This is a genomic window from Albimonas sp. (genome assembly GCF_055129145.1).
On the sequence record NZ_JBSRTQ010000008.1, the window covers coordinates 21,172 to 42,811 of the forward strand.

Annotated in this window: 22 protein-coding genes; 15 read left to right on the forward strand and 7 right to left on the reverse strand. The window is 70.9% G+C overall.

Annotation, left to right across the window (positions count from 1 at the left end; all coding sequences use genetic code 11):
* Window positions 1–3: 3 nt before the first annotated feature.
* Together araD and ACTB72_RS02570 are read right to left on the reverse strand one after the other, a co-directional pair.
* On the reverse strand, window positions 4–1,740 hold the full coding sequence (gene araD / locus ACTB72_RS02565) for an L-arabinonate dehydratase (RefSeq protein WP_463035417.1): 1,737 nt from the start codon (window positions 1,738–1,740) through the stop codon (window positions 4–6).
* Window positions 1,737–2,687 (reverse strand): SMP-30/gluconolactonase/LRE family protein, encoded by a 951-nt coding sequence (locus ACTB72_RS02570; protein ID WP_463035418.1) that lies wholly within the window; start codon window positions 2,685–2,687, stop codon window positions 1,737–1,739. Before ACTB72_RS02570 ends, araD begins: the two co-directional genes overlap by 4 nt.
* A 137-nt stretch (window positions 2,688–2,824) precedes the next feature.
* Between ACTB72_RS02570 and ACTB72_RS02575 the strand changes: the two genes are divergently transcribed.
* The 14 genes from ACTB72_RS02575 to ACTB72_RS02640 all read left to right on the forward strand — a co-directional run bounded on the left by ACTB72_RS02575 (window position 2,825) and on the right by ACTB72_RS02640 (window position 14,316).
* Complete coding sequence (locus ACTB72_RS02575) at window positions 2,825–3,826, forward strand: C4-dicarboxylate TRAP transporter substrate-binding protein (RefSeq protein WP_463035419.1); 1,002 nt, start codon at window positions 2,825–2,827, stop codon at window positions 3,824–3,826.
* A gap of 36 nt (window positions 3,827–3,862) precedes the next feature.
* Complete coding sequence (locus ACTB72_RS02580) at window positions 3,863–4,378, forward strand: TRAP transporter small permease (RefSeq protein WP_463035420.1); 516 nt, start codon at window positions 3,863–3,865, stop codon at window positions 4,376–4,378.
* A complete protein-coding gene (locus ACTB72_RS02585; protein ID WP_463035421.1) occupies window positions 4,378–5,658 on the forward strand; it encodes a TRAP transporter large permease in 1,281 nt (426 codons plus the stop codon). Before ACTB72_RS02580 ends, ACTB72_RS02585 begins: the two co-directional genes overlap by 1 nt.
* Window positions 5,655–6,389, forward strand: a complete 735-nt coding sequence (locus tag ACTB72_RS02590) for a GntR family transcriptional regulator (RefSeq protein WP_463035422.1) — start codon at window positions 5,655–5,657, stop codon at window positions 6,387–6,389. Before ACTB72_RS02585 ends, ACTB72_RS02590 begins: the two co-directional genes overlap by 4 nt.
* A 205-nt stretch (window positions 6,390–6,594) precedes the next feature.
* The gene (locus ACTB72_RS02595; protein ID WP_463035423.1) at window positions 6,595–6,939 is read left to right on the forward strand and encodes a hypothetical protein; all 345 of its coding nucleotides are present in this window, start codon (window positions 6,595–6,597) and stop codon (window positions 6,937–6,939) included.
* Window positions 6,933–7,574 (forward strand): c-type cytochrome, encoded by a 642-nt coding sequence (locus ACTB72_RS02600; protein WP_463035424.1) that lies wholly within the window; start codon window positions 6,933–6,935, stop codon window positions 7,572–7,574. The genes ACTB72_RS02595 and ACTB72_RS02600 overlap by 7 nt, the downstream gene beginning before the upstream one ends.
* A 338-nt stretch (window positions 7,575–7,912) precedes the next feature.
* Complete coding sequence (locus ACTB72_RS02605; protein ID WP_463035425.1) at window positions 7,913–8,071, forward strand: YqaE/Pmp3 family membrane protein; 159 nt, start codon at window positions 7,913–7,915, stop codon at window positions 8,069–8,071.
* 14 nt (window positions 8,072–8,085) lie between these two features.
* Window positions 8,086–8,475 (forward strand): DUF4112 domain-containing protein, encoded by a 390-nt coding sequence (locus tag ACTB72_RS02610; RefSeq protein WP_463035426.1) that lies wholly within the window; start codon window positions 8,086–8,088, stop codon window positions 8,473–8,475.
* Window positions 8,476–8,690: 215 nt separating this feature from the next.
* Window positions 8,691–9,461: an ABC transporter ATP-binding protein gene (locus ACTB72_RS02615; protein ID WP_463035427.1), complete on the forward strand. Its 771-nt coding sequence runs from the start codon at window positions 8,691–8,693 to the stop codon at window positions 9,459–9,461.
* 34 nt (window positions 9,462–9,495) lie between these two features.
* Window positions 9,496–10,719, forward strand: a complete 1,224-nt coding sequence (locus ACTB72_RS02620; RefSeq protein ID WP_463035428.1) for an amino acid ABC transporter substrate-binding protein — start codon at window positions 9,496–9,498, stop codon at window positions 10,717–10,719.
* A gap of 99 nt (window positions 10,720–10,818) precedes the next feature.
* Window positions 10,819–11,697, forward strand: a complete 879-nt coding sequence (locus ACTB72_RS02625; RefSeq protein ID WP_463035429.1) for a branched-chain amino acid ABC transporter permease — start codon at window positions 10,819–10,821, stop codon at window positions 11,695–11,697.
* Window positions 11,694–12,668: a branched-chain amino acid ABC transporter permease gene (locus ACTB72_RS02630; RefSeq protein WP_463035430.1), complete on the forward strand. Its 975-nt coding sequence runs from the start codon at window positions 11,694–11,696 to the stop codon at window positions 12,666–12,668. The genes ACTB72_RS02625 and ACTB72_RS02630 overlap by 4 nt, the downstream gene beginning before the upstream one ends.
* Complete coding sequence (locus ACTB72_RS02635; protein ID WP_463035431.1) at window positions 12,665–13,426, forward strand: ABC transporter ATP-binding protein; 762 nt, start codon at window positions 12,665–12,667, stop codon at window positions 13,424–13,426. The genes ACTB72_RS02630 and ACTB72_RS02635 overlap by 4 nt, the downstream gene beginning before the upstream one ends.
* Window positions 13,427–13,527: 101 nt before the next feature.
* Window positions 13,528–14,316, forward strand: a complete 789-nt coding sequence (locus ACTB72_RS02640; RefSeq protein WP_463035432.1) for an IclR family transcriptional regulator — start codon at window positions 13,528–13,530, stop codon at window positions 14,314–14,316.
* Between the two features lie 2 nt (window positions 14,317–14,318).
* Here the strand turns inward: ACTB72_RS02640 and ACTB72_RS02645 are convergent, their stop codons facing one another.
* Entirely contained in the window at window positions 14,319–15,149 is an 831-nt protein-coding gene (locus ACTB72_RS02645; RefSeq protein ID WP_463035433.1) for a polysaccharide deacetylase family protein, read from the reverse strand.
* 97 nt (window positions 15,150–15,246) lie between these two features.
* Between ACTB72_RS02645 and ACTB72_RS02650 the strand changes: the two genes are divergently transcribed.
* Window positions 15,247–17,580: a penicillin acylase family protein gene (locus ACTB72_RS02650; RefSeq protein ID WP_463035434.1), complete on the forward strand. Its 2,334-nt coding sequence runs from the start codon at window positions 15,247–15,249 to the stop codon at window positions 17,578–17,580.
* Between the two features lie 16 nt (window positions 17,581–17,596).
* On the opposite strand, the gene ACTB72_RS02655 is transcribed toward ACTB72_RS02650, so the two are convergent.
* From ACTB72_RS02655 to ACTB72_RS02670, 4 genes are read right to left on the reverse strand one after another with little or no spacing between them, the layout of a single operon-like run.
* Complete coding sequence (locus ACTB72_RS02655; RefSeq protein WP_463035435.1) at window positions 17,597–18,415, reverse strand: ABC transporter ATP-binding protein; 819 nt, start codon at window positions 18,413–18,415, stop codon at window positions 17,597–17,599.
* The gene (locus ACTB72_RS02660; protein ID WP_463035436.1) at window positions 18,412–19,446 is read right to left on the reverse strand and encodes a FecCD family ABC transporter permease; all 1,035 of its coding nucleotides are present in this window, start codon (window positions 19,444–19,446) and stop codon (window positions 18,412–18,414) included. Before ACTB72_RS02660 ends, ACTB72_RS02655 begins: the two co-directional genes overlap by 4 nt.
* Window positions 19,443–20,477, reverse strand: coding sequence for a FecCD family ABC transporter permease (locus tag ACTB72_RS02665; protein WP_463035437.1), 1,035 nt, complete (start codon window positions 20,475–20,477; stop codon window positions 19,443–19,445). The genes ACTB72_RS02660 and ACTB72_RS02665 overlap by 4 nt, the downstream gene beginning before the upstream one ends.
* Entirely contained in the window at window positions 20,474–21,439 is a 966-nt protein-coding gene (locus ACTB72_RS02670) for an iron-siderophore ABC transporter substrate-binding protein (protein WP_463035447.1), read from the reverse strand. Before ACTB72_RS02670 ends, ACTB72_RS02665 begins: the two co-directional genes overlap by 4 nt.
* Window positions 21,440–21,640 lie beyond the last annotated feature (201 nt).

Here is a 21,640-nt window from a genome sequence, read left to right on the forward strand (position 1 = left end):
CGTTCAAAAAATGTCGGGCTCGGCGATGTCGGCGCCGGCGCGGGTTTCGAGGATGTCGAAGTCGCAGCCCTCGTTCGCCTGGGTGACGTGCTGGGCGAAGATGGCGCCGTAGCCGCGGGGATAATGCGGCGTGGGCGGGGTCCAGGCGGCGCGGCGCCGCGCGAGCTCCTCGTCCGTCACCAGCATGTCGATGCGCCGCGCCGGCACGTCGACCCGGATGCGGTCGCCGGTCCGCACCAGCGCCAGCGGGCCGCCCACCGCACTTTCCGGCGCGCAATGCAGGATGCAGGCCCCGTAGGAGGTGCCCGACATCCGCGCGTCCGACAGGCGCAGCATGTCCTTCACGCCCTGCCGAAGCAGCTTGATCGGCATCGGCAGCATTCCCCATTCCGGCATCCCCGGCCCGCCCTTGGGGCCCGCGTTGCGCAGAATGAGAATGTCGTTCGGCTCGACGTCGAGGGTCTCGTCGTTGGTGGCGGCCTTCATCTCCGGGTAGCTGTCGAAGACGAGCGCGCGGCCCTCGTTGACCAGCAGCTCGGTCGCGCAGGCCGAAGGTTTCATGACGCAGCCGTTGGGGGCGATGTTGCCGCGCAGGACCGCCAGCGCGCCCTCGTGGTAGATGGGGTTGGTCAGGGGCCGGATCACGTCGGGGTCGTGGGTGACGGCCTTCTCAAGCCCCTCGCCGATGGGGCGGCCGGAGACGGTCAGCGGCGTCGGGTCGATCAGGTCGCCGAGCTCGCGCAGCATCGCCCGCAGCCCGCCGGCATAATAAAAATCCTCCATCAGGTAGCGGTCGCCGGAGGGGCGGATGTTGGCGATCACCGGCGTGGTCCGCCCGAGCGCGTCGAAATCGTCGAGCCCGAAGGGCACGCCCGCGCGCCGCGCCATCGCGATCAGGTGGATCACGGCGTTGGTCGAGCAGCCCATGGCCATCGCCACCACCGCGGCGTTGCGCACCGCGGCGGGGGTGAGGATGGCGGCGGGGCGCAGATCCTCCCACACCATCTCCACCGCGCGCCGGCCGCAGGCGGCGGACATGCGGACATGGTTCGCATCCGCCGCGGGGATCGAGGACGCGCCGGGGAGGCAGAGCCCCAGCGCCTCGGCGATGGCGGTCATGGTGGAGGCGGTGCCCATGGTCATGCAGTGGCCGTAGGAGCGCGCGATGCCGCCCTCGATCTCCTGCCACTCCTCCGCCCCGATCTTGCCGGTGCGCCGGTCGTCCCAGTATTTCCAGGCGTCGGACCCCGAGCCCAGCGCCTTCCCCCGGTAATTCCCGCGCAGCATCGGCCCGGCGGGCAGGAAGATCATCGGCACGCCGGCCGAGATCGCCCCCATCACCAGACCCGGCGTGGTCTTGTCGCAACCGCCCATCAGCACCACGCCGTCGATGGGGTGGGAGCGGATCAGCTCCTCCGTCTCCATCGCCAGCATGTTGCGGTAGAGCATGGTGGTCGGCTTCACCAGGCTTTCGGAGAGCGAGAGGGCGGGGAGCTCCATCGGGTGCCCGCCGGCCTGCTGGACGCCGCGTTTCACGTCCGCCGCGCGCTCGCGGAAATGCAGGTGGCAGGGTTGCGCCTCGGACCAGGTGTTGATGACGGCGATGATCGGCCGGCCGGCCCAGTCCTCGGGTCCCAGGCCCATCTGCATCATGCGCGAGCGGTGGCCGAAGCTGCGCAGGTCGTCGCGCGCGAACCAGCGGGCGCTGCGCAGATCCTCGGGCGTCTTGCGTGCGGTCATGCCTTGGTCTCCCTGCCGGCCGTCTGCGCGGCCTGTGAATTCGGTGCGGCGCCGCGGCGCCATCGCGGGGCGGTGGCGCCGCGCAGGCCGGGCGCAGCGCCCATGTCCCAGGCGTGAAGCCGCCCGCCCCCGTTGTCGCCCCTGCGTGAGGCGAGCGCCATATGCGTCAGCCCCGCGCCGATGAAGGCGGGCTTGGTCGGGTGGCTCATCGGGGTGGGGATGCGGGTCAGAAGCGCGCCGTCGGGGGCGAAGCGGCAGAGCTCCCCGCCGCCGACGCCGGCGAGCCAGACGCAGCCTTCCGCATCCATCACAGCGCCGTCGGGGCGGCCGGGCAGGGCGTGGAAGCGGGCGAAGACCTCCGGCGTCCGCGCAAGCTCCGGCGCGCCGCCGGCCGCGAGGGTCAAAGTCCAGACGGTCTGCACGGAGGCGTGGGAGTCCGAGACGAAGAGACGGTCTCGCCCCGTGTCCCAGGCGAGGCCGTTGATCGTGCGGAACCCGTCAAGCACCCGGCGCGGCGTGGCGTCCGGGCCCATGACGTGAAGCGCGCCGTTCGGGCGCAGGTTCTCCTTGTCCATGGTCCCGAACCACAGCCGGCCGAGCGCGTCCACGCAGGCGTCGTTGCAGCGCCGGCCGGGTTCGTCGATGGGCGCGATCAGCGCGAAGGTCCCCGTCGCCTCGTCGAAGCCGAAAAGCCCCGTCTCCATCCCCACCACAGGCGCGCCCGCGTCGTCGAGTTGCACGAAGCCCGCGGGCTCCGCCGTCGGCCAGCGCTGCGTGCGGCCGTTGGCGTCGGTGCGCAGCAGGGCGCAGCCTTCGACGTCCACCCACCAGACCGTGGCGTCCTCCGCCCGCCAGACCGGGCTTTCGCCCAGATCGGCGCAGGCGTCGGTCATCGGCCTGAAGCCTGTGGGCGCGGTCGGCTGGGGCATCTCGCGGCGCTGGTTCACCCGGGGCTCCTCCCTCTTGCGCGCTGACGCAGGGGCCAGAAACGTATTGACAGGCAATCCATGGCGTATCTAGTGTTTCAACACAACTGAAATATTAGTTGGTCGATCAGGCCGACAGCACCGCCAGGGAGAGAGACATGTCCGGGAACGCCCCAGGAAGATTTGCCGCGCTGCGCCTCGCCGCAGCCGTCGCCATCGCCGTCGGGGGCCTCGCCCTCAGCCCCCACGCCCAGGCCGAGACCACGCTGCGCATCGGCACCGTGCTCGCCCCCCATGACCCGATGGGCCAGGGGCTGGAGAAATTCGCCAAGGATGTGGAGGCCGCGACCAAGGGCGAGGTGGTGGTGGAGGTCTTCCACAACTCCCAGCTCGGCGACACCACCGAGATGCTGGACCAGGCCCGCGCCGGAGCGAATGTCGGCACGGTGACCGATGTGGCGCGCCTGTCGTCCTTCGTGCCGTCGCTGGCGATCATGTCGGCGCCCTTCCTCTTCGACACCTACGAGCAGGCCGACAAGTTCGCGCTGTCCAAGGAATATCTCGGCTGGGGGGACGAGCTGAAGGAGAAGGCCGGCCTCGTGATGCTGGCCTCCAACTGGTATCAGGGCGCCCGCCATGCGCTGACCCAGAACGCGGTGACGACCCCGGCCGACCTCAAGGGCGTGCGGATGCGCACCATCGGCGCCCCGATCTGGATCGAGACCATCCGCGCCATGGGCGCCGAGCCCACCCCCATCGCCTGGGGCGAGGTCTATTCGGCGCTTCAGCTCGGGTCGCTCGACGCGGCCGAGGCGCAGCCGACCGCGATCTGGGGCGCGAAGCTTTACGAGGTGGTGAAGCACGTCACCCTCACCGGGCATATCCAGCTGGTCACCGCGCTGGTGATCGGGGCCGAGACCTGGGACGAGATCTCCGCCGAAAACCAGAAGATCGTGCGCGATCTCGCGGTCGAGGACGGGCGCTACGCCTCCGGCCTGACCATCGAGCTCGGCGACAAGGCGCTGGGCGATGTGGCCGCCGCGGGCGTCGCGGTGGACAAGATCGACCTCGCGCCGTTCAAGGCCGCGGTCGAAGGCGTCTACGGCAAGCTGAACCTCGAGAAGGAAGCCGCGATCGTGAAGCGCGTGCTGGCCGAGTGAGGGGGCGATGGTGACCGCAGGACGGACCCGCGCGCCATGCTGAGCGCGCTCAAGCGGATCGACCAGGGCGTGCGCCGGCTGGAAGGCTGGTGCGCGCTGCTCCTGCTGGTCGTCATCGTGGTGCTGGTGGCGGGGGCGTCGCTCGCCCGCGCCTATGGGTCGCCGATCATCTGGTCGGTGGAGATCGCGCAGCTGCTGTTCGTCTGGCTCTGCATCTTCGCCGCCGACCTCGCCCTGCAGCAGGACCGGCATTTCGGCCTCTCGTTCCTCGTCGACGCGCTGAGCCCCCGGGCCGCGCGTCGGCTGGCCATCCTAAACCACGCGGTGCTGGCGATCCTGCTGGCCTTCCTCATCTTTCACGCCTGGCGAAACATGATCCTGATGCACCCGCGCCTGTTCGGCGCCACCCAGATGCACGGCTCCTGGCTGCATGCCGCGATGGTGGCGGGCTTCGTGCTGCTGGAGCGCACGATGCTGGTCAACCTCGGGAGGCTCATCGTCGGCGGCGACGTGGTCAAGCCCGACGACGCCGTCCCGGCCGAGGCGCTCTGATGCTGCTGCTGATCTCCGGCCTCTTCGCGCTGTTCCTGTTCATGGGCCAGCCCGTCGCCTTCGCGCTCGGCCTCGCCGCGATCCCGGTCTTCGTGCTGACCGGGACCATGCCCCCCGCCGTCGCCATCCAGAAGATGGTGGCGACGACGCAGAGCTTTCCGCTGCTGGCGGTGCCGTTCTTCATCCTCGCCGGCAACATGATGAACGTGACCGGCATCACCGACCGGCTGATCGGGTTTTCGCGGCTGCTGACCGGGTGGATGGCCGGCGGGCTCGCGCAGGTCTCCGTCGTGCTCAGTTTCATGATGGGCGGCATTTCGGGATCCGCCGTGGCGGATGCGGCGATGGAGAGCCGGCTGCTCGGCCCCGCCATGGCGCGGCAAGGCTATGCGCCGGCGACGTCCGCCGCGATCCTCGCCTTCGGGTCGATCATCACCGCGACCATCCCGCCGTCCATCGGGCTGATCCTGTTCGGCTTCATCAACGAGGTCTCCATCGGCCGCCTCTTCCTCGCCGGCGTGGCGCCGGGCATCCTGCTGACCGCCACCCTGATGATCGCGGTGTGGCTGGTGGCGCGCAAACGCGGCTACGGGGCGGATCTGGCGGAACCGCCGACATTCCGCGCGCTCTGGGCCAGTTTCCGCGAAAGCGTCTGGGCGCTGATGTTCCCGGTGATCCTGATCGTGGGCTTCCGCTTCGGCATCTTCACCGCGACCGAGGCCGGAGCCTTCCTGGTGTTCTACGCCATGCTGATCGGCGCCTTCATCTACCGCGAGCTGAGCCTCGCCAAGATGCGCGAGGCGCTGATGGCCACGGTCCACGACCTCGGCATGATCATGCTGCTGATCATGATGGCGGGCGTGCTCGGCTACGCCATCACGCTGGAACGCGCGCCCCAGCATATCGCCGAGGCGGTGACCACGCTGACCTCCGACCCCAACATGATCCTCGCGCTGGTCGTCGCCCTGCTGGTGGTGTCGGGCATGTTCCTGGAGGGGGCGGCGAACATCCTGCTGGTCACCCCCATCGTGATGCCGATGCTGGTGGACGCGGGCTGGGACCCGATCCATATGGGCATCCTGATCGTGCTGCTGATCAATCTCGGCGGGCTGACCCCGCCGGTGGGGGTGATCATGTTCACCGTCTGCGGCATTCTCGACGTGAAGACCGGCGCTTACACCCGCGCCTCGGCGCCCTTCTTTCTCGCGGTCGCGATCTTCTTCATCGTGCTGGCGGTGTTCCCGGCGCTGTCCACCACGCTGCCGCGGGCGCTGATGTGAGGAGAGAGGCGATCCAGGATCTGAGCAAGCGGGCGGGGGCGGAGGCGGAGGCGCCGCTGCCGAACGCGCATGTGCCGGCCTCGGCGCTGGTCTACGAGACGTTGCGCGCGCGGATCGTCTCCCTGCAGCTGCCGCCGGGGACTCGCCTGTCGCGGCCCGAACTGGCGGCGGCCTTCGGGGTCAGCCAGTCGCCGGTGCGCGAGGCGCTCCAGCAGCTCGAACAGGTCGGGCTGGTCGCCACCTTCCGCCAGTCGCGCACCGAGGTGACGCTGATCGACCCCGCCCGCCTGCGCCAGCAGAACTTTTTGCGCACGGGGATCGAGTGCGAGGTGGTGAACGCGCTGGCGGGGGCGGCGGACAAGTCGCCTCTGCTGAAGGCCCGCGGCATCCTGAAGATGCAGCAGGCGCTGGCCGACGACCTGGCGCAGATCGAGCTTTTCCGGCAGCTCGACGCAGATTTCCACCGGGAGCTGTTCGTGGCCGCGGGGCAGGAGGCCTTGCACGGGCTGGTCGCCGATCGCTCCAGCCAGATGGCGCGGGTCCGGGCGCTCGATCTGCCGCGCGAAAGCAAGATGCGCTCGGTGATCGAGGGCCACGCCGCGGTGCTCGACGCCATCGAGGCCGGCGCACGTCACGACGCCGCCGACGCCATGCGCCGCCACCTCTCGGGCACCATCGAGCGTCTGCCCGAGATCGTCGCCCAGCATCCCGACTTCTTCGGCCCCGCCTGACCCGGCGGCGACGCGAAAGCCGGGCGGGCAGCCCTGTTCGGGCGCCCTCACGCTCGACACGCCGTTCGGAAAACTGGTCAGCCCCGACATCACCCCCGACGAAACCGGGATCAAGGGCTGGACGCTGGAGGATTTCACCGGCGCGCTGCGTCAGGGCCTCGACCACGTCGGCGCGCCGCTCTATCCCGCGACGCCCTGTTCCGCCTTGACCAAGCTGACCGACGCGGATGCGGCGGCGATCTGGGCGTTCATCTCCGGCCTCTCCCCGGCCGAGGACAAGGTGAAGGTCGTGCAGCCGCCCTTCCCCCAAGACATCCGCGCCGCGGTCGGCGTCTGGCAGGCGATGTTCTTCGAAGAAGGCCGGTTCCAGCCCGATCCCGGGCAGAGCGACCAGGTCGATCGCGGCGCCTATATCGTGACGGCGCTGGCCCACTGCCGCGCGTGCCACACGCCGCGCAACGCGCCCAGATCGAGACGAAGCGCTTCCAGGGCGCCCGGACCGGGCCATGGTTCGCGCCCGCCATCAGCCGCGGCCCGAATTCGGTGCTGATCAAATGGGTTCAGGACGGGCTGACCACGTTCCTCAGCGGCGGCCATGCCGGCGACTTCCCGGCCTTCGGCGCGATGGGCCAGGTCGCCGACAGCCTGTCCAAGGTCGCCCGCGACGACGTCGCCGCGGTCGCCGCCGACATGCTGACCGGCCAGCCGGAGGCCGAGGGCGGCGAGGCCGAGGTCGAGCCGCTGAGCGAAGCGCAGGCCCGACTGGGCGCGAGCGTCTTCGCATCGAACTGCGAGACCTGCCATGGCGCGGACGGGCAGGGCGCGCCGGGGGTGTCCGCGAGCCTGGTGGGCAATGGCGGCGTGGCGGCGGAGGCGCCGCACAACGTCGTCGACGTGCTGAGCGACGCGGAGATCGCCGTCATCGCCAACCATGTGCGTCGCAGCTGGGGCAACGCGGGCGAAAAACGCGCCACCCCGCAGCTGGTGTCCTATCTGCGCGAGATCGGCGATCCGGAAGCGTCCTCGGTCGCGCTCGCCGCCAACTGCCGCGCGGTGGCGACCGAGACCGTGACCCGGGCGCTGCGCGACGCGCTGGCCGGACGGGCCCGGTCCGGCCAGATCGACGCCGAGGCCCGGCCCGACCTGTCCGAGGGCGATCGGCTGACGGCGATGAGCGGCCTCTAGCGCCGCGAGCTCGCCATCGCCCATCCCGACATGGCGCTGGCGCAGTTCACCCGCGCCAGCTGGCCTTCGTGAACGTGCTCGGCGAGCGCGCCGCCCCCTGAGCGCGGCATCGGCGTGGGGCGATGGCGGCCGGATTCGGCCGCGACGCGCCCGCACGCGGCGTCGGGTTCGGGGCCCGCGCCCCTGGCCGGCGGGGATCGATGCCTGGAGCGCGCCGCTTGGGCCGCCCGCGTCGACCGAGATCATGGCATTTGCGCCGCAATGCTCGCCCGTCGGCGACGGCGGCCTAGCTGATGCGAGGGGCATGCACCGCCCCGGACTGATCCGGAGCGAACGACATGGACCTTGTCCGCATCATCTTCTCGATCCTGCTTCCCCCGCTGGGCGTCTTCCTGCAGGTCGGGCTCGGCCTGCATTTCTGGCTGAACATTCTGCTGACGCTTTGCGGCTACATCCCCGGCGTGGTTCACGCCGTGTGGATCATCGCCCGACGCTGAACGCAGCGCGCGCCGTGACTTCTTCCCCCCGCTTCGCCGATCCGGTCGGCGCCATGACCGCGCGCGAGGCGCGCGCGGTCGAGAGGATCGAGCGCGTCGCCGATTGGCTCGACGCGCGGTTTCGACTGCCGGGAACCGACTACCGGTTCGGGCTGGACGGCCTGATCGGGCTTGTTCCGGGGCTGGGCGACGCCGCGGGGCTGGCGGCCTCGGCCTGGATCGTCGCCACGGCGCGCGAGGCCGGCGCGCCCTGGGGGCTGGTCGCGCGGATGGGGCTCAACATCGCCATCGACACGGTGATCGGCGCGGTTCCGCTGGTCGGCGACCTGTTCGATTTCGGCTTCAAGGCCAACCGGCGCAACGCCGCCCTGCTGCGCCGGCATTTTTCGCTGCCGCGCGCGTAAGCGCGATTTTCGATGAGATCCTGAGCGGGTCGGCCCGTCGGCCGACCTGCCTCGGAGTTTGCGCGTCGAAGGTTCCGCCGGCGCCCTCTCCCAAATCCTCACCGGCCCGGAGCGGGCGGCGCGCCGGCCGGCGGCTCGCTTGACATGTTGCGCCGCACCCTGCACGTTGAACGCTACAACCGCATCGCACCGCGATAGGGAAGGCGCCGAACGCCATGGCTTCCACCGAGTCCGACACCGCACCGCACGCCGCCGGGTCGCCCGCCGCGGGCACGCCCTTGCTGACGGTCGAGCACCTCGCCTACGACTATCGCGGGGTCGAGGCGGTCCAGGACTGCGGCTTCGTCGTGCCCGCGGGCGGCGTCGTGGCGCTGGTCGGCGGCAATGGCGCCGGCAAGACGACGACCGTGCAATGCGTGGCCGGCGCCCTGCGCCCCAGCCGTGGAAAGATCACCTTCGACGGCCATGACATCACCGGCATGCCGGCGCATGAGGTGGTGGAGCGCGGCCTCGCCCTGGTGCCCGAGGGGCGCAAGGTGTTCCAGCACATGACCGTGCAGGACAATCTGCTGATCCCCGGCCATGTGGCCCGCGCCCGCGCGCAGGCGGCCGCAAGCCTCGACGAGGTTTACGCGCTCTTCCCCCGGCTGCTCGAGCGGCGGGGCCAGAACGCCGGTTCCCTGTCAGGCGGCGAGCAGCAGATGCTCGCCATCGGTCGGGCGCTGATGACCAGGCCCCGGCTGCTGGTGCTCGACGAGCCGTCGCTCGGCCTCAGCCCGATCCTCGTCTCCACCATCTTCCGCCTGATCGGCACGCTCAACGCCCAGGGCATCGCCATCCTGATCGTCGAGCAGAACCTGCATCAGACGCTGGCCGTCTCGGACCACGCCTACGTGCTCGAAAAGGGCCGCGTGGCGCAGGACGGGACCGGGGCGGCGCTGCTGAACGATCCTCGCGTGAAACAGGCCTATCTCGGAGCGGCCTGACCCGCTGCAACCCGGACCTTACGGAGATCTCACGATGGACAGACGCACGCTTCTGAAAACCGGCGCCGCGGCGGCCGCGATGCTCGCCGCGCCGCGCATCGCCTCGGCCCAGGCGAAGACCATCATCTTCGGCGGTTCGGTCCCGATGACCGGGCAGGCGGCCGAGACCGGGCAGAACGTCCTGCGCGGCTACGAGACGGCGGTGAAGTTCGTCAACGAGGAGATGGGCGGCGTCGAGATCGGCGGCGAGACCTACGGGGTCGAGCTCAACCTCTTCGACGACGCCTCCGACCCGACCCGCGCGGCCACCCTGATCCAGCGCCAGGTGGACGAGGGGGTGGGCTTCTTCCTGGGGTCCTTCGGCAGTTCGATCGTGCTGCCGACCTGCTCGATCACCGAAGCCGCGGGCCGGATCATGGTGCAGGCGGGGGGCGGGTCGGACCTGATCTTCACCCAGGGGCGCAAGCGCGTCTTCGGCATCTTCCCGCGGGCGACGCGGCAGTTCGTGTCCTCGGTCAACATGTTCGAGAGCCTGTCGCCCGATGTCCGCTCGGTGTCGATCATCTACACCAACGACCCGTTCTCCACCTTCCAGGCCACCGGCGCGAAGCAGAGCTGCGAGGCCGCGGGCATCAACGTGCTCGACTTCATCGCGCTGCCGGCCGGGGTCAGCGACGTGTCGAACGTGCTGTCCTCGATCCGGGCCGAGACGCCGGACGTGCTGATCTGCACCACGCATGACCAGACCTCGATCCTGATCGCGCGGCAGATGATCTCGTCGCAGACCGATGTGCCGATGCTCTACCAGACGCTCGGGCCGCAGACCGAGGCCTATGGCAAGACGCTGGGGAATTACGCCGACGGCGTGGTCTCGCAGACCTACTGGGACGAGAGCGCGCCGTTCAAGGGCGACTGGTTCGGCACGGCGGGGGATTTCGCCGCCTATTACCGGGCGAATTTCGAGCGGGAGCTGGTCTACCACATGGCGTCCGGCGCGGTGTGCATCGTGAGCTATCTGCAGGCGGCGAAGAACGCCGGGACCATCGAGCTCGATGCGGTGCGCGACGCGCTGGCGGCGCTCGACTTCTCGTCGTTCTACGGGCCGGTGAAGTTCACCGCGGACGGCGACGGCGACGCGGCGCTGATGGGGCCGAAGCTGATGCAGCGCCAGGACGGGGCGCTGAAGATCATCTCGCCCCCCGAAAGCGCCAGCGCCACGCCGATCTACCCGGTCCCGACCTGGGCCGAGCGCGCCTGAGCGCGGCCCCTCGGGCGGCGGGCCGGACCCGCCGCCCGCTTCGCGCCTTTCCCAACGCCCCGGCCGCGGCCCCGCCCGCGCGCCTCCCAGCGAGGCTTCATGGACCTTTTCCTGCAGACCGCCCTGAACGGCCTCGTGCTCGGCGGCATCTTCTCGCTCGCCGCGGTGGGCTTTTCGCTGATCTTCGGGGTGATCGGGATCGTCAACCTGACCCATGGGGTGTTCGTGGTGGCGGGGGCCTATCTGGCCCTGCTGCTCTACGACGGCTTCGGCATCGATCCGCTGCTGGGCATCATCCCGGTGGGGGCGGCTCTGTTCGCCGTCGGCTACGTCTATCAGCGCACCATCATCCACTGGGCGATCTCGCGCGCCTCGGTCGAGGCGTCGCTGGTGGTGACCTTCGGCATGGCGATGATCCTGCGCAACCTGCTGCAACTGTGGTTCGGGCCGGACGTGCAGGCGATCACCCCGTCCTACAGCTTCGTCAGCGTCGCCATCGGGCCGATCCGGGTCGATGCGGTGCGGCTCGCGGCGCTGGGGGCGAGCATGCTGATCCTGCTCGGGCTGACCCTGGTGCTGGCGCGCACCCATTTCGGCCGGGCGATGCGCGCGGTGGCGCAGCAGCCGCTGGCCTCGTCGCTGTCGGGGCTCAATGTCGGGCGGATCCACGGGCTGACCTTCGGGATCAGCGCGGCGCTCGCCGGCGCGTCGGGCGCGATCATCGGCATCGTGCAGCCTTTCTCGGCCGCGACCGAGGTCGCCTGGACGCTCAACGCCTTCGTGGTGGTGGTGCTGGGCGGCATCGGCAGCCCGGCGGGGGCGCTGGTGGGGGGGCTTTTGCTCGGCCTGATCAACGCCTTCACCGCGCAATATATCGGCCCGGCCCTGACCCAGGCCATGATGTTCCTCGTGCTGGTCGCGATGCTGCTGCTGCGCCCGCAGGGCATCCTCGGCGCCGCCTATGGAGAGACCCGATGAAGCGCCCCCTTTCTCCGCTCGCCATCGGTCTGGCGATCCTCGCCGTGATCGCGGTCGCGCTGCTGCCGCAGGCGCTGGGCCCGTTCCATATCCGGGTGCTGCAGTTCTTCTTCTTCTCGGCGGCCATCGCCACCGCGTGGAACCTGCTCGGCGGCTTCGCGGGGTACTGGAGCTTCGGGCACATGGTCTCCATCGGCATCGGGGCCTTCGCGGCGGCGCATTGGGGGATGGCCTTCGGGCAGGGCGCGACCGGCCCCTGGGCGATGGTCATGCCGGTGGTCGCGGGGGCGGCGACCTCGGGCGTCTTCGCGCTGCTGATCGCCTATCCGCTGCTGCGCCTGCGCGGCATCTACTTCGCCATCGCCATGCTCGGCGTCAGTCAGGTGGTGTCGGAGCTGGTCAACAACGTCCCCGTCTTCCAGGGCGGGGTCGGGGTGTTCCTGCCCTCGCCCGCGCCCGAGGGCATGGCGCCGGAGAAGTTCTTCTACTACCTCTTCGCCGCCCTGCTGGGGATCTGCCTGCTGGTCGCCTTCGCGCTGAAGCGCTCGCGCTTCGGCTACGCGCTGCTGGCGATCCGCGAGGATGAGGACACCGCGATGATGCTGGGCGTCGCGACTGAGCGCTACAAGATCGCCGCCTTCGTGCTGTCGGCGACGCTGGTGGGGATCGCGGGGGCGATCTACGGCTATTCGCTCGGCTACTTCACCACCTACAGCGTGTTCCGCATGGATTTCAGCCTGAACATGATCGTGTTCTGCCTGATCGGCGGCATCGGCACCCTCTTCGGGCCGACCATCGGCGCGGCGCTGATCCTGTTCCTGACCCAGGTGCTGCTGTCGCGCTTCCTCGACGTGCATCTGATGATCACCGGGGCGCTGGTGGTCGGCGTGGTGCTGCTGATGCCCGGCGGGATTCTTCGCGCGGTCTCGGACCTCGGGCGCCGGTTCAAGCGCAGGGAGGGCGGGGCATGAGCAGGATGCTGCTTTCGGGTCGCGGCGTCACCAAGCGCTTTCAGGGCGTGACCGCCATCGCCGACGTGGACTTCGACATCCCCGAGGGCGCGATCTACGGGTTGATCGGGCCGAACGGCGCTGGAAAATCGACGCTGTTCAACCTGATCACCGGCTATCTGCCGCTGACCTCGGGCGAGATCACCTTCCGGGGCGAATCGCTGGACGGCGTGCCGATCCACCGCCGCAATCAGGCCGGCATGGCGCGGGCCTTCCAGATCGCGAAACCCTTCCGGGCGCTGTCGGTGCTGGAGAACGTCTCGGTGGGCGCGATGTTCGGCAAGCCCGAAAAGGTGGATATCGAGGCGACGGCGCGCGACGCGATGCGCGTCGCGGGGATCGAGCACCTCGCCGCCCGCCGCGCCGACGCGCTGACGGTAGGGGAGCTGCGCAAGCTGGAGATCGCGCGCGCCGTGGCCACGCGGCCCGTGCTGCTGCTCGCCGACGAGCCCTGCGCCGGGCTCAACCCGTTCGAGACCGAGGAGATGATGCAATGCCTGCGCAACGTGCGCGAGGCGGGCGCGACGGTCTGGCTGGTCGAGCATGACATGAAGGCGGTCACCACCGTCTGCGACCGGATCATCGTGATCGACGCGGGCCGGAAACTCGCCGAAGGCACGCCGTCGGAGGTGGTGAACAACCCCGCGGTGATCGAGGCCTATCTGGGCGCGCCGCTGGACGCCGTCCCCGCCGAGGCCGCCCCCGCCGATCCGGGCTGAAGGCGCGCCGCCATGGCAGGTGTTTCCTCCCTCGGCCGCCATGCTAGAAGGACGGCTGTTCCGGCGAGCGCGCCGGTTGCGCCAGGATTTGACCGACGCGGATGACCCAACCCAGCCGATTTCCCAAGATCGACGAACGCCTGCTGCTGCAGTCCGTGTCCCGCGCGCTCGACGTGATCGAGGCCTTCGCGGACTCGCCCCGCCCCAAGTCGCTGGGCGAGATCGCGCAGGCCGCCGGCATCAACCGCAGCGCCGCCCAGCGCATCGGCCAGACGCTGCTGAGCCGCGGCTATCTCGAGCAGGCGGACAACGGGCGCCTGACGCTGGGCCGCCAGTTTCTCGACCGGTCCTTCGACTATTCCCGCTCCAACGAGCTGATCGAGCGGGCGATGCCGGTGCTGATGGACCTGCGCCGCGCGGCGGAGGAACGGGTGGACCTGTCCCTTTTCGACGCCGTGCATGACCAGCTGACCACCGTCTACGCCGCCCGCCTGCAGAGCAAGCGGGAGACGTTTTACGCCACGCTCGCCGGTCGCCGGCATCCGACCTTCGCCACCAGCGGCGGACGGGCCTGCCTCGCGCATCTGCCCGACGACGCGGTGGACGACATTCTGGCGCGGTCGGACATCAAGCCGCTGACGCCCAAGACCATCGTCTCGGTCGACGGGATCAAGGCCCGGATCGAGGAGGCGCGCGCGCTCGGCTACGCCTGGACCGACGAGGAGGCGCTGCAGGGCGAAGTGGCGCTCGCCGCCGCCATCGTCGCGCCCAGCGGCGTGCCGGTGGGCGCGGTGCATATCGCGGGTTCGCTGTCGGAATGGACCGTGGACGGGTTCCGCGCCCGCTTCGCGCCGCTCGCCATGGCGGCGGCGGCGGCGCTCGGCGGCTGAGGTCAGGCCTTGGTCTCGGTTTTCGACCAGGCCTCGGCGATGTCGGCCCCGGTGGCGATCCAGACGTCGGGAAAGGTCCGGATCCAGGCGATCATCTCGCGCACCAGCGCGATCCGGCTCGGCCGGCCGCTGATCTGCGGATGCATGACCAGATCGAACAGGCCGCCCCAGCGATAGATCTCCTGAAACTCCGCCTTCCAGATCTCCAGGATATGCGAATTGGTGAAGATCGGCCGCGGGCTGGCGATGGAGAACAGCGCGAAGGGCGCGTCGTCGAGGCTCCAGTGCCAGGGCAGCTCGATCGGCCCCGGCGCGCCATCGGCCAGCACATGCCGGTAGGGGTTCACGTCGTCCATCAGCGAAGTGTCGTAGAGCAGCCCGTGCTTCGAGAGCGTCGCGAGCAGCCCGGCCGAGACCTCGCCCGCGGGCGACCGGAACCCCTTCGGCGTCACGCCCACCACGCGCTTGAGCGCATCGAGGCCCTTCTCGAATTCCTCGGCCTCGGCCGCCGGGTCATCCGACACCCATTTGTGCGAGTAGCTGTGATGGCCGACCTCGTGACCTTCCTTGAGGATCATCTCCACCCGGTCGGCATGGTTCTCCACCGTCCAGCCGGGGACGAAGAAGGTCGCGGGGGTCTCGGTTTCCGACAGCATCTCCAGGATCTTGGGCACGCCGACCTTGGAGCCGTAGCGGCCCTGACTCAGCACGCCGGGGCGGTTCCAGTTGCGGTCGTCGCGCGAGGTCCAGAGGGTCTCCGCGTCGAAGTCGAAGGTGATCATCACGGCGCATCTGGCGCCGCCCGGCCAGGCGATGCTCATGTCGTGCTTCATGGGGGGTCTCCTCCTGCGGTGAGCGCCATGCAATTCAACCGTATTGCATGCCGGCATGTCCATTCCTAATGTCGGCCCAACCAAGGGAGGCGAGACGATGACGGAACGGCGCGAAACGCTGACGGGGCTGGGGGCGGAAGCCGAAATCAGGGTCGATCGGTGGGGCATCCCGCATATCCGGGCGGCGTCCGAGCGGGACCTGTTCTTCGCGCAAGGGTGGAACGCGGCGCGCGACCGGCTCTGGCAGATCGACCTCTGGCGCAAGCGCGGGCTCGGCCGGCTGGCGGCGAGCTTCGGGCCAGGATATCTGGCCCAGGACCGGGCGGCGCGCGCCTTCCTCTACCGCGGCGACATGGCGGCGGAATGGGCGGCCTACGGCCCGGGGTCGGAGGCGATCTGCGCGGCCTTCGCCGAGGGGATCAACGCCTATGCCGCGATGACCGCCGACGGTCGCGCCCCCCTGCCGCCCGAGTTCACGCTGACCGACACCGCGCCCGAGCCCTGGGCGCCCGAGGATGTGGTCCGCATCCGCACCCACGCGCTGGGCCGCAACGCTTTGTCCGAAATCCATCGCGCCAGGATCCTCGCCTCGCAAAGCCCTGAGGCCGATCTGCTGCGCAAGAACCTCGAGCCGCCCGTGGTTCCCGGTCCCGCCGGCGCGCCGCTCTCCGAAATCCCGCTGGAGGCGCTCGACCGCTTCCGCCTCGCCACCGCGCCGGCGACCTTCGATCCCGAGCGGCTCGCCGCCACCATGGCGGAGGAGGACCGCTGGACCGCGGTCGACGATCTCTCCGGCGTGGTGGCGGACGCGACCTGGACCGGCTCCAACAACTGGGCGGTGGCCGGCGCGCGCACCACCACCGGGCGGCCGATCGTGGCGGGCGATCCGCATCGCCTGCACGCGCTGCCCTCCCTGCGCTACCTGGTGCATCTGACCGCGCCGGGGCTCGACGTGATCGGGGCGGGCGAGCCGTCGATGCCCGGGATCTCCATGGGCCATAACGGCCACGCCGCCTTCACCCAGACGATTTTCGGCACGGATCAGGAGGATGTGGTGATCCGCAGCCTCGCGCCGGGCGCGCCCGACGCGCTGGTCTCCCCCGAGGGTCCCGAGCGGATCGAGCGGGTGGACGAAACCTTCGAGGTCCGCGGCCACGCCCCCGTCGCCCGCGCCCTCGCCTTCACAAGCGACGGCCCGGTGCTGCACGAGGATCACGCCCACGGCCGGGTCTACGCGCTGCGCACCGTGTGGACCGAGCCCGGAACGGCCGCCTATCTCGGCGGCCTGACCACGATGCGCGCCAAGACCTTCGCCGAATTCCGCGAGGGGCTGCGGCGCTTCGCGACCCCCTCGCTCAACCATGTCTACGGCGACGCGAACGGCGCCATTGGCCTGCAGCCGGCGGGGATGGCGCCGCGGCGGCGCGGGCATGACGGGCTCTTGCCGGTCTCGGGCGACGCGGGCGACGTCTGGGACGGGTTCCATCCGCTCGACGACCTGCCGGCGCAGGAGAACCCGGAGCGCGGCTGGGTGCGCAGCGCCAACGAGTTCAACCTGCCCGCGGATCATGACCACGCGGCCACCCTGGTCGGCCACGAATGGCTGGAGGCGAGCCGCGCGCGGCGCATCGCCGAGGTGCTGGCGGGGGACCCGGCCCATGACGTCGCCGCCTCGACCGCGTTGCAGACCGACGTGATGTCGGAGCCGGGGCTGCGCCTCGCGCGCCTGCTGGCGAACCTCCCCGCGCACCCGGCCATCGCCGAGCCGCGCGCGATGATCGCGGCCTGGGACGGGCGGCTCACCGTCGACACCGCCGCCGGCGCGCTGGTCGAGGTCTGGTGGACCCGTCGCCTGAAGCCCGCGCTCTTCGAGACGGTCGTCTCGGACCCCGCGTTGCGCCCGCTGTTCCAGCCCGGCGACGCGGAGGGCATTCTGCTGGCGCTGGAGACCCCGGACGCGCGGTTCGGCGACGACCCGACCACGGCGCGCGACGCGCTGCTGACCCGGACGCTCGCCGCGGCTTTCGAGGACCTGAAGACCCTGCTCGGCCCCGATCCGGCGGCCTGGGCCTGGGGGGATCTGCATCACGGCTATTTCGAGCATCCGCTTTCGGGCCTCGACGAGGGCCTCGACATCGGGCCGCTCAAGAAACCCGGCGGGGCTTCGACGGTGATGCACGCGGCCTATCGGGGGTCCGATTTCCGGGTGACCCACGGCGCCTCGGTCCGTTTCGTGGTGGATGTGGGGGACTGGGACGCCTCGGTCTGCATGAACGCGCCGGGACAGTCGGGCGTCCCGGGCTCGCCGCATTACGACGACCTTTCGGGGCCATGGTCGCGCGGGGAATACGTGCCGATGCTCTATGGGCGCGAGGCTGTGGACGCGGCCACCGGAACCCGCATCGTGCTGGTCCCCGGCGACGGGGACTGAGCGCGACGGGCGCGGGTCAGTCCCGCGCCCCCGCCGCCGCCCGCATCCCGTGGCGGCCCACCGGCAGCATCATCGGCTTGCCGGTGCTCGGGTCCTCCACGATCCGGCTTTCCAGCCCGAACACCTCGCGCACCACCGCTTCGGTCAGCACCGCCTCGGCCGGGCCGGAGGCGTGGATCCGGCCCCCCCGGATCGCTACCAGACGATCCGCGTAGCGCGCGGCGAGGTTGAGGTCGTGCAGCACCATCACGATGGTCGCCCCGCGGTCGCGGTTGAGGTCGGTGAGCAGGTCCAGCACCTCGATCTGATGGGCGACGTCGAGGAAGGTGATCGGCTCGTCCAGCAGCAGCACGTCGGTCTGCTGGGCGAGCGCCATCGCGATCCACACCCGCTGGCGTTGCCCGCCCGAAAGCTCGTCCACCGCCCGTTCGGCGAGCGCGGCGGTGCCCGTCGCCTCCAGCGCCGCCGCGACCGCTTCGTCATCCTCGCGGCGCCAGGGCGAGAACAGGCCCTGATGCGGATGGCGCCCGCGCCCGACCAGATCGGCGACGGTGACCCCCTCGGGCGCCAGCGGCGACTGCGGCAGCAGGCCCAGCTGGCGGGCGAGCTTTCGGGCGGGCATCGCATGGATGGATTTGCCGTCGAGCAGGACTTTCCCCCGCGTGGGCGTCAGCAGGCGCGAGAGGCAGCGCAGCAGCGTGGATTTCCCGCAGGCGTTGGCGCCGACGATGGCGGTGATCGCGCCGGGGGTTAGCTCCAAGTCCAGCCCGTGCAGGATGGCGCGGTCGCCGTAGCCGGCGGCGAGGTCCTCGGCCACGAAGGATCGGGCGTTCATGTCATGCCTCCGCTCCGGTTCGACCGGACGATCAGGTAGATCAGGTAGGGCGCGCCCAGCGCTCCGGTCACGATGCCGACCGGGTAGCGCCCCGGCAGCAGGAACTGCCCGGCATAGTCGGCGAAAAGCACCAGCGCCGCCCCGGTCAGCGCCGCGGGGATCAGCACCGAGCCGCCCGCGCCCATGACCCGCGCGGCGATGGGACCGGCGAGGAAGGCGACGAAGGCGATGGGGCCCGACACCGCGGTCGCCACCGCGATCAGCCCCACCGCCGCGACCACCACCACCGCCCGCGTCCGCCCGACCGGGACGCCGAGCGCGGCGGCGGCGTCATCGCCAAGCCGCATCGCCTCCAGATCGCGGCGCCGGCTCAGCAGCAGCCCGCCGAAGACGAGGAGCGCGGCGAGTATCGGCCCGCTTTGCGCCAGCGTCGCGCCGTTGACGCTGCCCATCAGCCAGCGCATCGCCTCCTGCAGCGACCATGCGGGCGCGCGCGACAGCACCCATGCGGTGACGCTCTCCATCATCGCCGAGACGCCGATGCCGATCAGGATCAGCCGCGCGCCCGACACCCCGTCGCGCCAGGCGAGCAGGTAGATGGCGAGCGCCACGGCCAGCCCCGCCCCAACGGCGAGCACCGAGACCGCAGGCCCGCTCCACCCCAGCACCACGATGGCGAAGACCGCGGCGGCGCTGGCGCCCGAGCTGATGCCGATGATGTCGGGGCTGGCGAGCGGGTTGCGCAGCATGGTTTGAAACGTCGCGCCGCCGAGCCCGAAGCTCAGGCCTGCGAGGATCGAGAGCACGGCGCGGGGCAGGCGCAGGTCGCGCACCGCGAAAGCGGCGGCCACGTCCTCGCCCGCCAGCGCGCGCAGCACCTCGCCGGGGGGCGTCAGGGACTGGCCGAGGCAGAGGGTCAGCGCCACGCCGGCGGCCAGCAGGCCCAGCAGCGCGAGGCCCTGACGTCGGCGGCGGCGGCCGCGGGCGAGGCGCCCGGCCACCAGCCGCTCGGTCAGCGCGGCGGCGGTCACAGCGCGGCCACTTTACGGCGCCGCACGATCCAGATGAACACCGGCGCGCCGACGAAGGCGGTGACGATGCCGACGTCGAGCTCGCTCGGCCGCGCCGCGATCCGCCCCACCACGTCGGAGGCGACGAGCACGATGGCCCCGGCCAGCGCCGAGAACGGCAAGAGCCAGCGGTGATCCACCCCGACCAGCAGCCGGCAGAGATGCGGGGCGACCAGCCCCACGAAGCCGATCGGCCCGCAGGTCGCCGTCGCCGCCCCGCAGAGCAGCACGGCCCCCAGCGCGCCGCCGCCGCGCGCCAGGGCGACCCGGGCGCCGAGCCCGGCCGCGGCCTCGTCCCCCAGCGCCAGCAGGTTGAGGTTGCGCGCGGACAGGAGGCTGATGGCGAAGCCGGCGGCGAGAAAGGGCAGGGCGGGCAGAATGGCCTCCCAGGTGGCGCCGCCGACGCCGCCGATCTGCCAGGCCCGCACCCCGCCGGCGATGTCGTTGCGCGGCAGGATGATCGCCGTGGTCAGCGAAGCGGCGGCGATGGAGGTCGCGGCCCCGGCCAGCGCCAACCGCAGCGGCGTGGCGCCGCCCCGACCGAGCGAGCCGATGGCGTAGACGAAGCAGGCCGCCGCCCCCGCGCCGAGGATCGCGATCCACAGATACGCCTCGAGGGACGCGATGCCGAACCAGGCGATGCCGATGACCACCGCCATCGCGGCGCCGGCGTTGACCCCCAGAATCCCCGGATCCGCCAGCGGGTTGCGGGTGACGCCCTGCATCACCGCCCCCGCGAGCCCCAGCGCCGCGCCGACCAGGGCCGCGAGGATCGTGCGCGGCGCCCGCATCGCCACCACCGACTGGGCCAGCGTTTCGGTCCGGCCTGCGAGCCCCGCCGCGATGTCGGCCCAGCCGACGTCGCGCGTGCCGAGCGCGACGGAAAGCGCGCAGACGCCCGCCAGCGCCGCCAGCGCCGCCAGCAGCCAGCCGAGCCGCGCCCGGCCCGAGCGCCGCGGGAGGGCCGCGGCCGAAAGGGCTACGGCGGTCATCCCGCCTTGCGCGCCGCGTCGGCGAGGCGGCCCACATAATCCTCCAGCACCCAGGAGATCGACAGCGGCGTCGGGTTGGCGGCCGTGCCCACCGGATCGTTGCCCAGCGTCACCACCGCGCCGTTGCGCACCGCCGGCATGTGCCGGGTCAGCGGGTTCCGCCCGATCGCCTCGACCAGTTCCGCGCCGCCATAGGCGATGACGATGTCCACGTCGTCGAAGGCGTCGATCCGCTCGGCGCTGATCTCGCCGGCATAGCCGCCGCCCTCGCTCGCCTCGCGCACGCTGCGCGGGGCAGCGAGGCCCAGGTCGGTCAGGAACTTCACCCGCGCGTCATGGGTGCTGTAGAACCGGATCACGCTCAGGTCGCGGGCGTCGAGATGGGTGACGAACATCGCGGTCTTGCCGCGGATCTCGGGGTGACGGGCGACGGCGGCGGCGATTTCCGCCTCGCGCCGCGCGATCAGCGCCTCGCCCTCCGCGGTCATCCCCATGCCGGCGGCGTTGAGCCGGATCATCTCCCTCCAGTCGGTCGACCAGGGCCCGTCGCGGAACGCCACCACGGGGGCGATCTTGCTCAGCGTGTCGTAGTCGGTCCGGGTCAGGCCGGAATAGGCGGCGAGGATCACGTCGGGCCGTGTGGCGGCGACGGCCTCGAAGTCGATCCCGTCGCCTTCGTCGAAGAGCGGCGGGGCCTCGGCCCCCAGCTCCGCCAGGCGGGCCGCGACCCAGGGCAGCAACCCGTCGCCGTCGTCATCGCCGAAATTCGCCCGCGCGAAGCCGACCGGAACCACCCCCAGCGCCAGCGGGACCTCATGGTTCGCCCAGGCCACCGTGGCGACGCGCGCCGGACGCTGCGGAAGGGTGGTCGCGCCGAAGGCATGTTCGACCGTCAGCGGAAAGTCCTGCGCGGCGATGCCGCGGCCGCCGAGGATCAGCCCCGCCCCGGCGCCAAGGATCATGGCGCGGCGGAAGTGAGAAAACTCTGACATAACAACGTCTCCCATGGGTCCGGATCGTCCCGGCCGCCTCGCCGGAGTTCCACTTCCCCCCGGCAGGGTCAAGGCGCCGGGGGGGCTGGCCGCGCGTTTCAGCGGTGTCGGGAACCGATAGAGCATGGTATCCGACAAAAACAGTCGGAAAATCCAAGACGCTGTCATCGG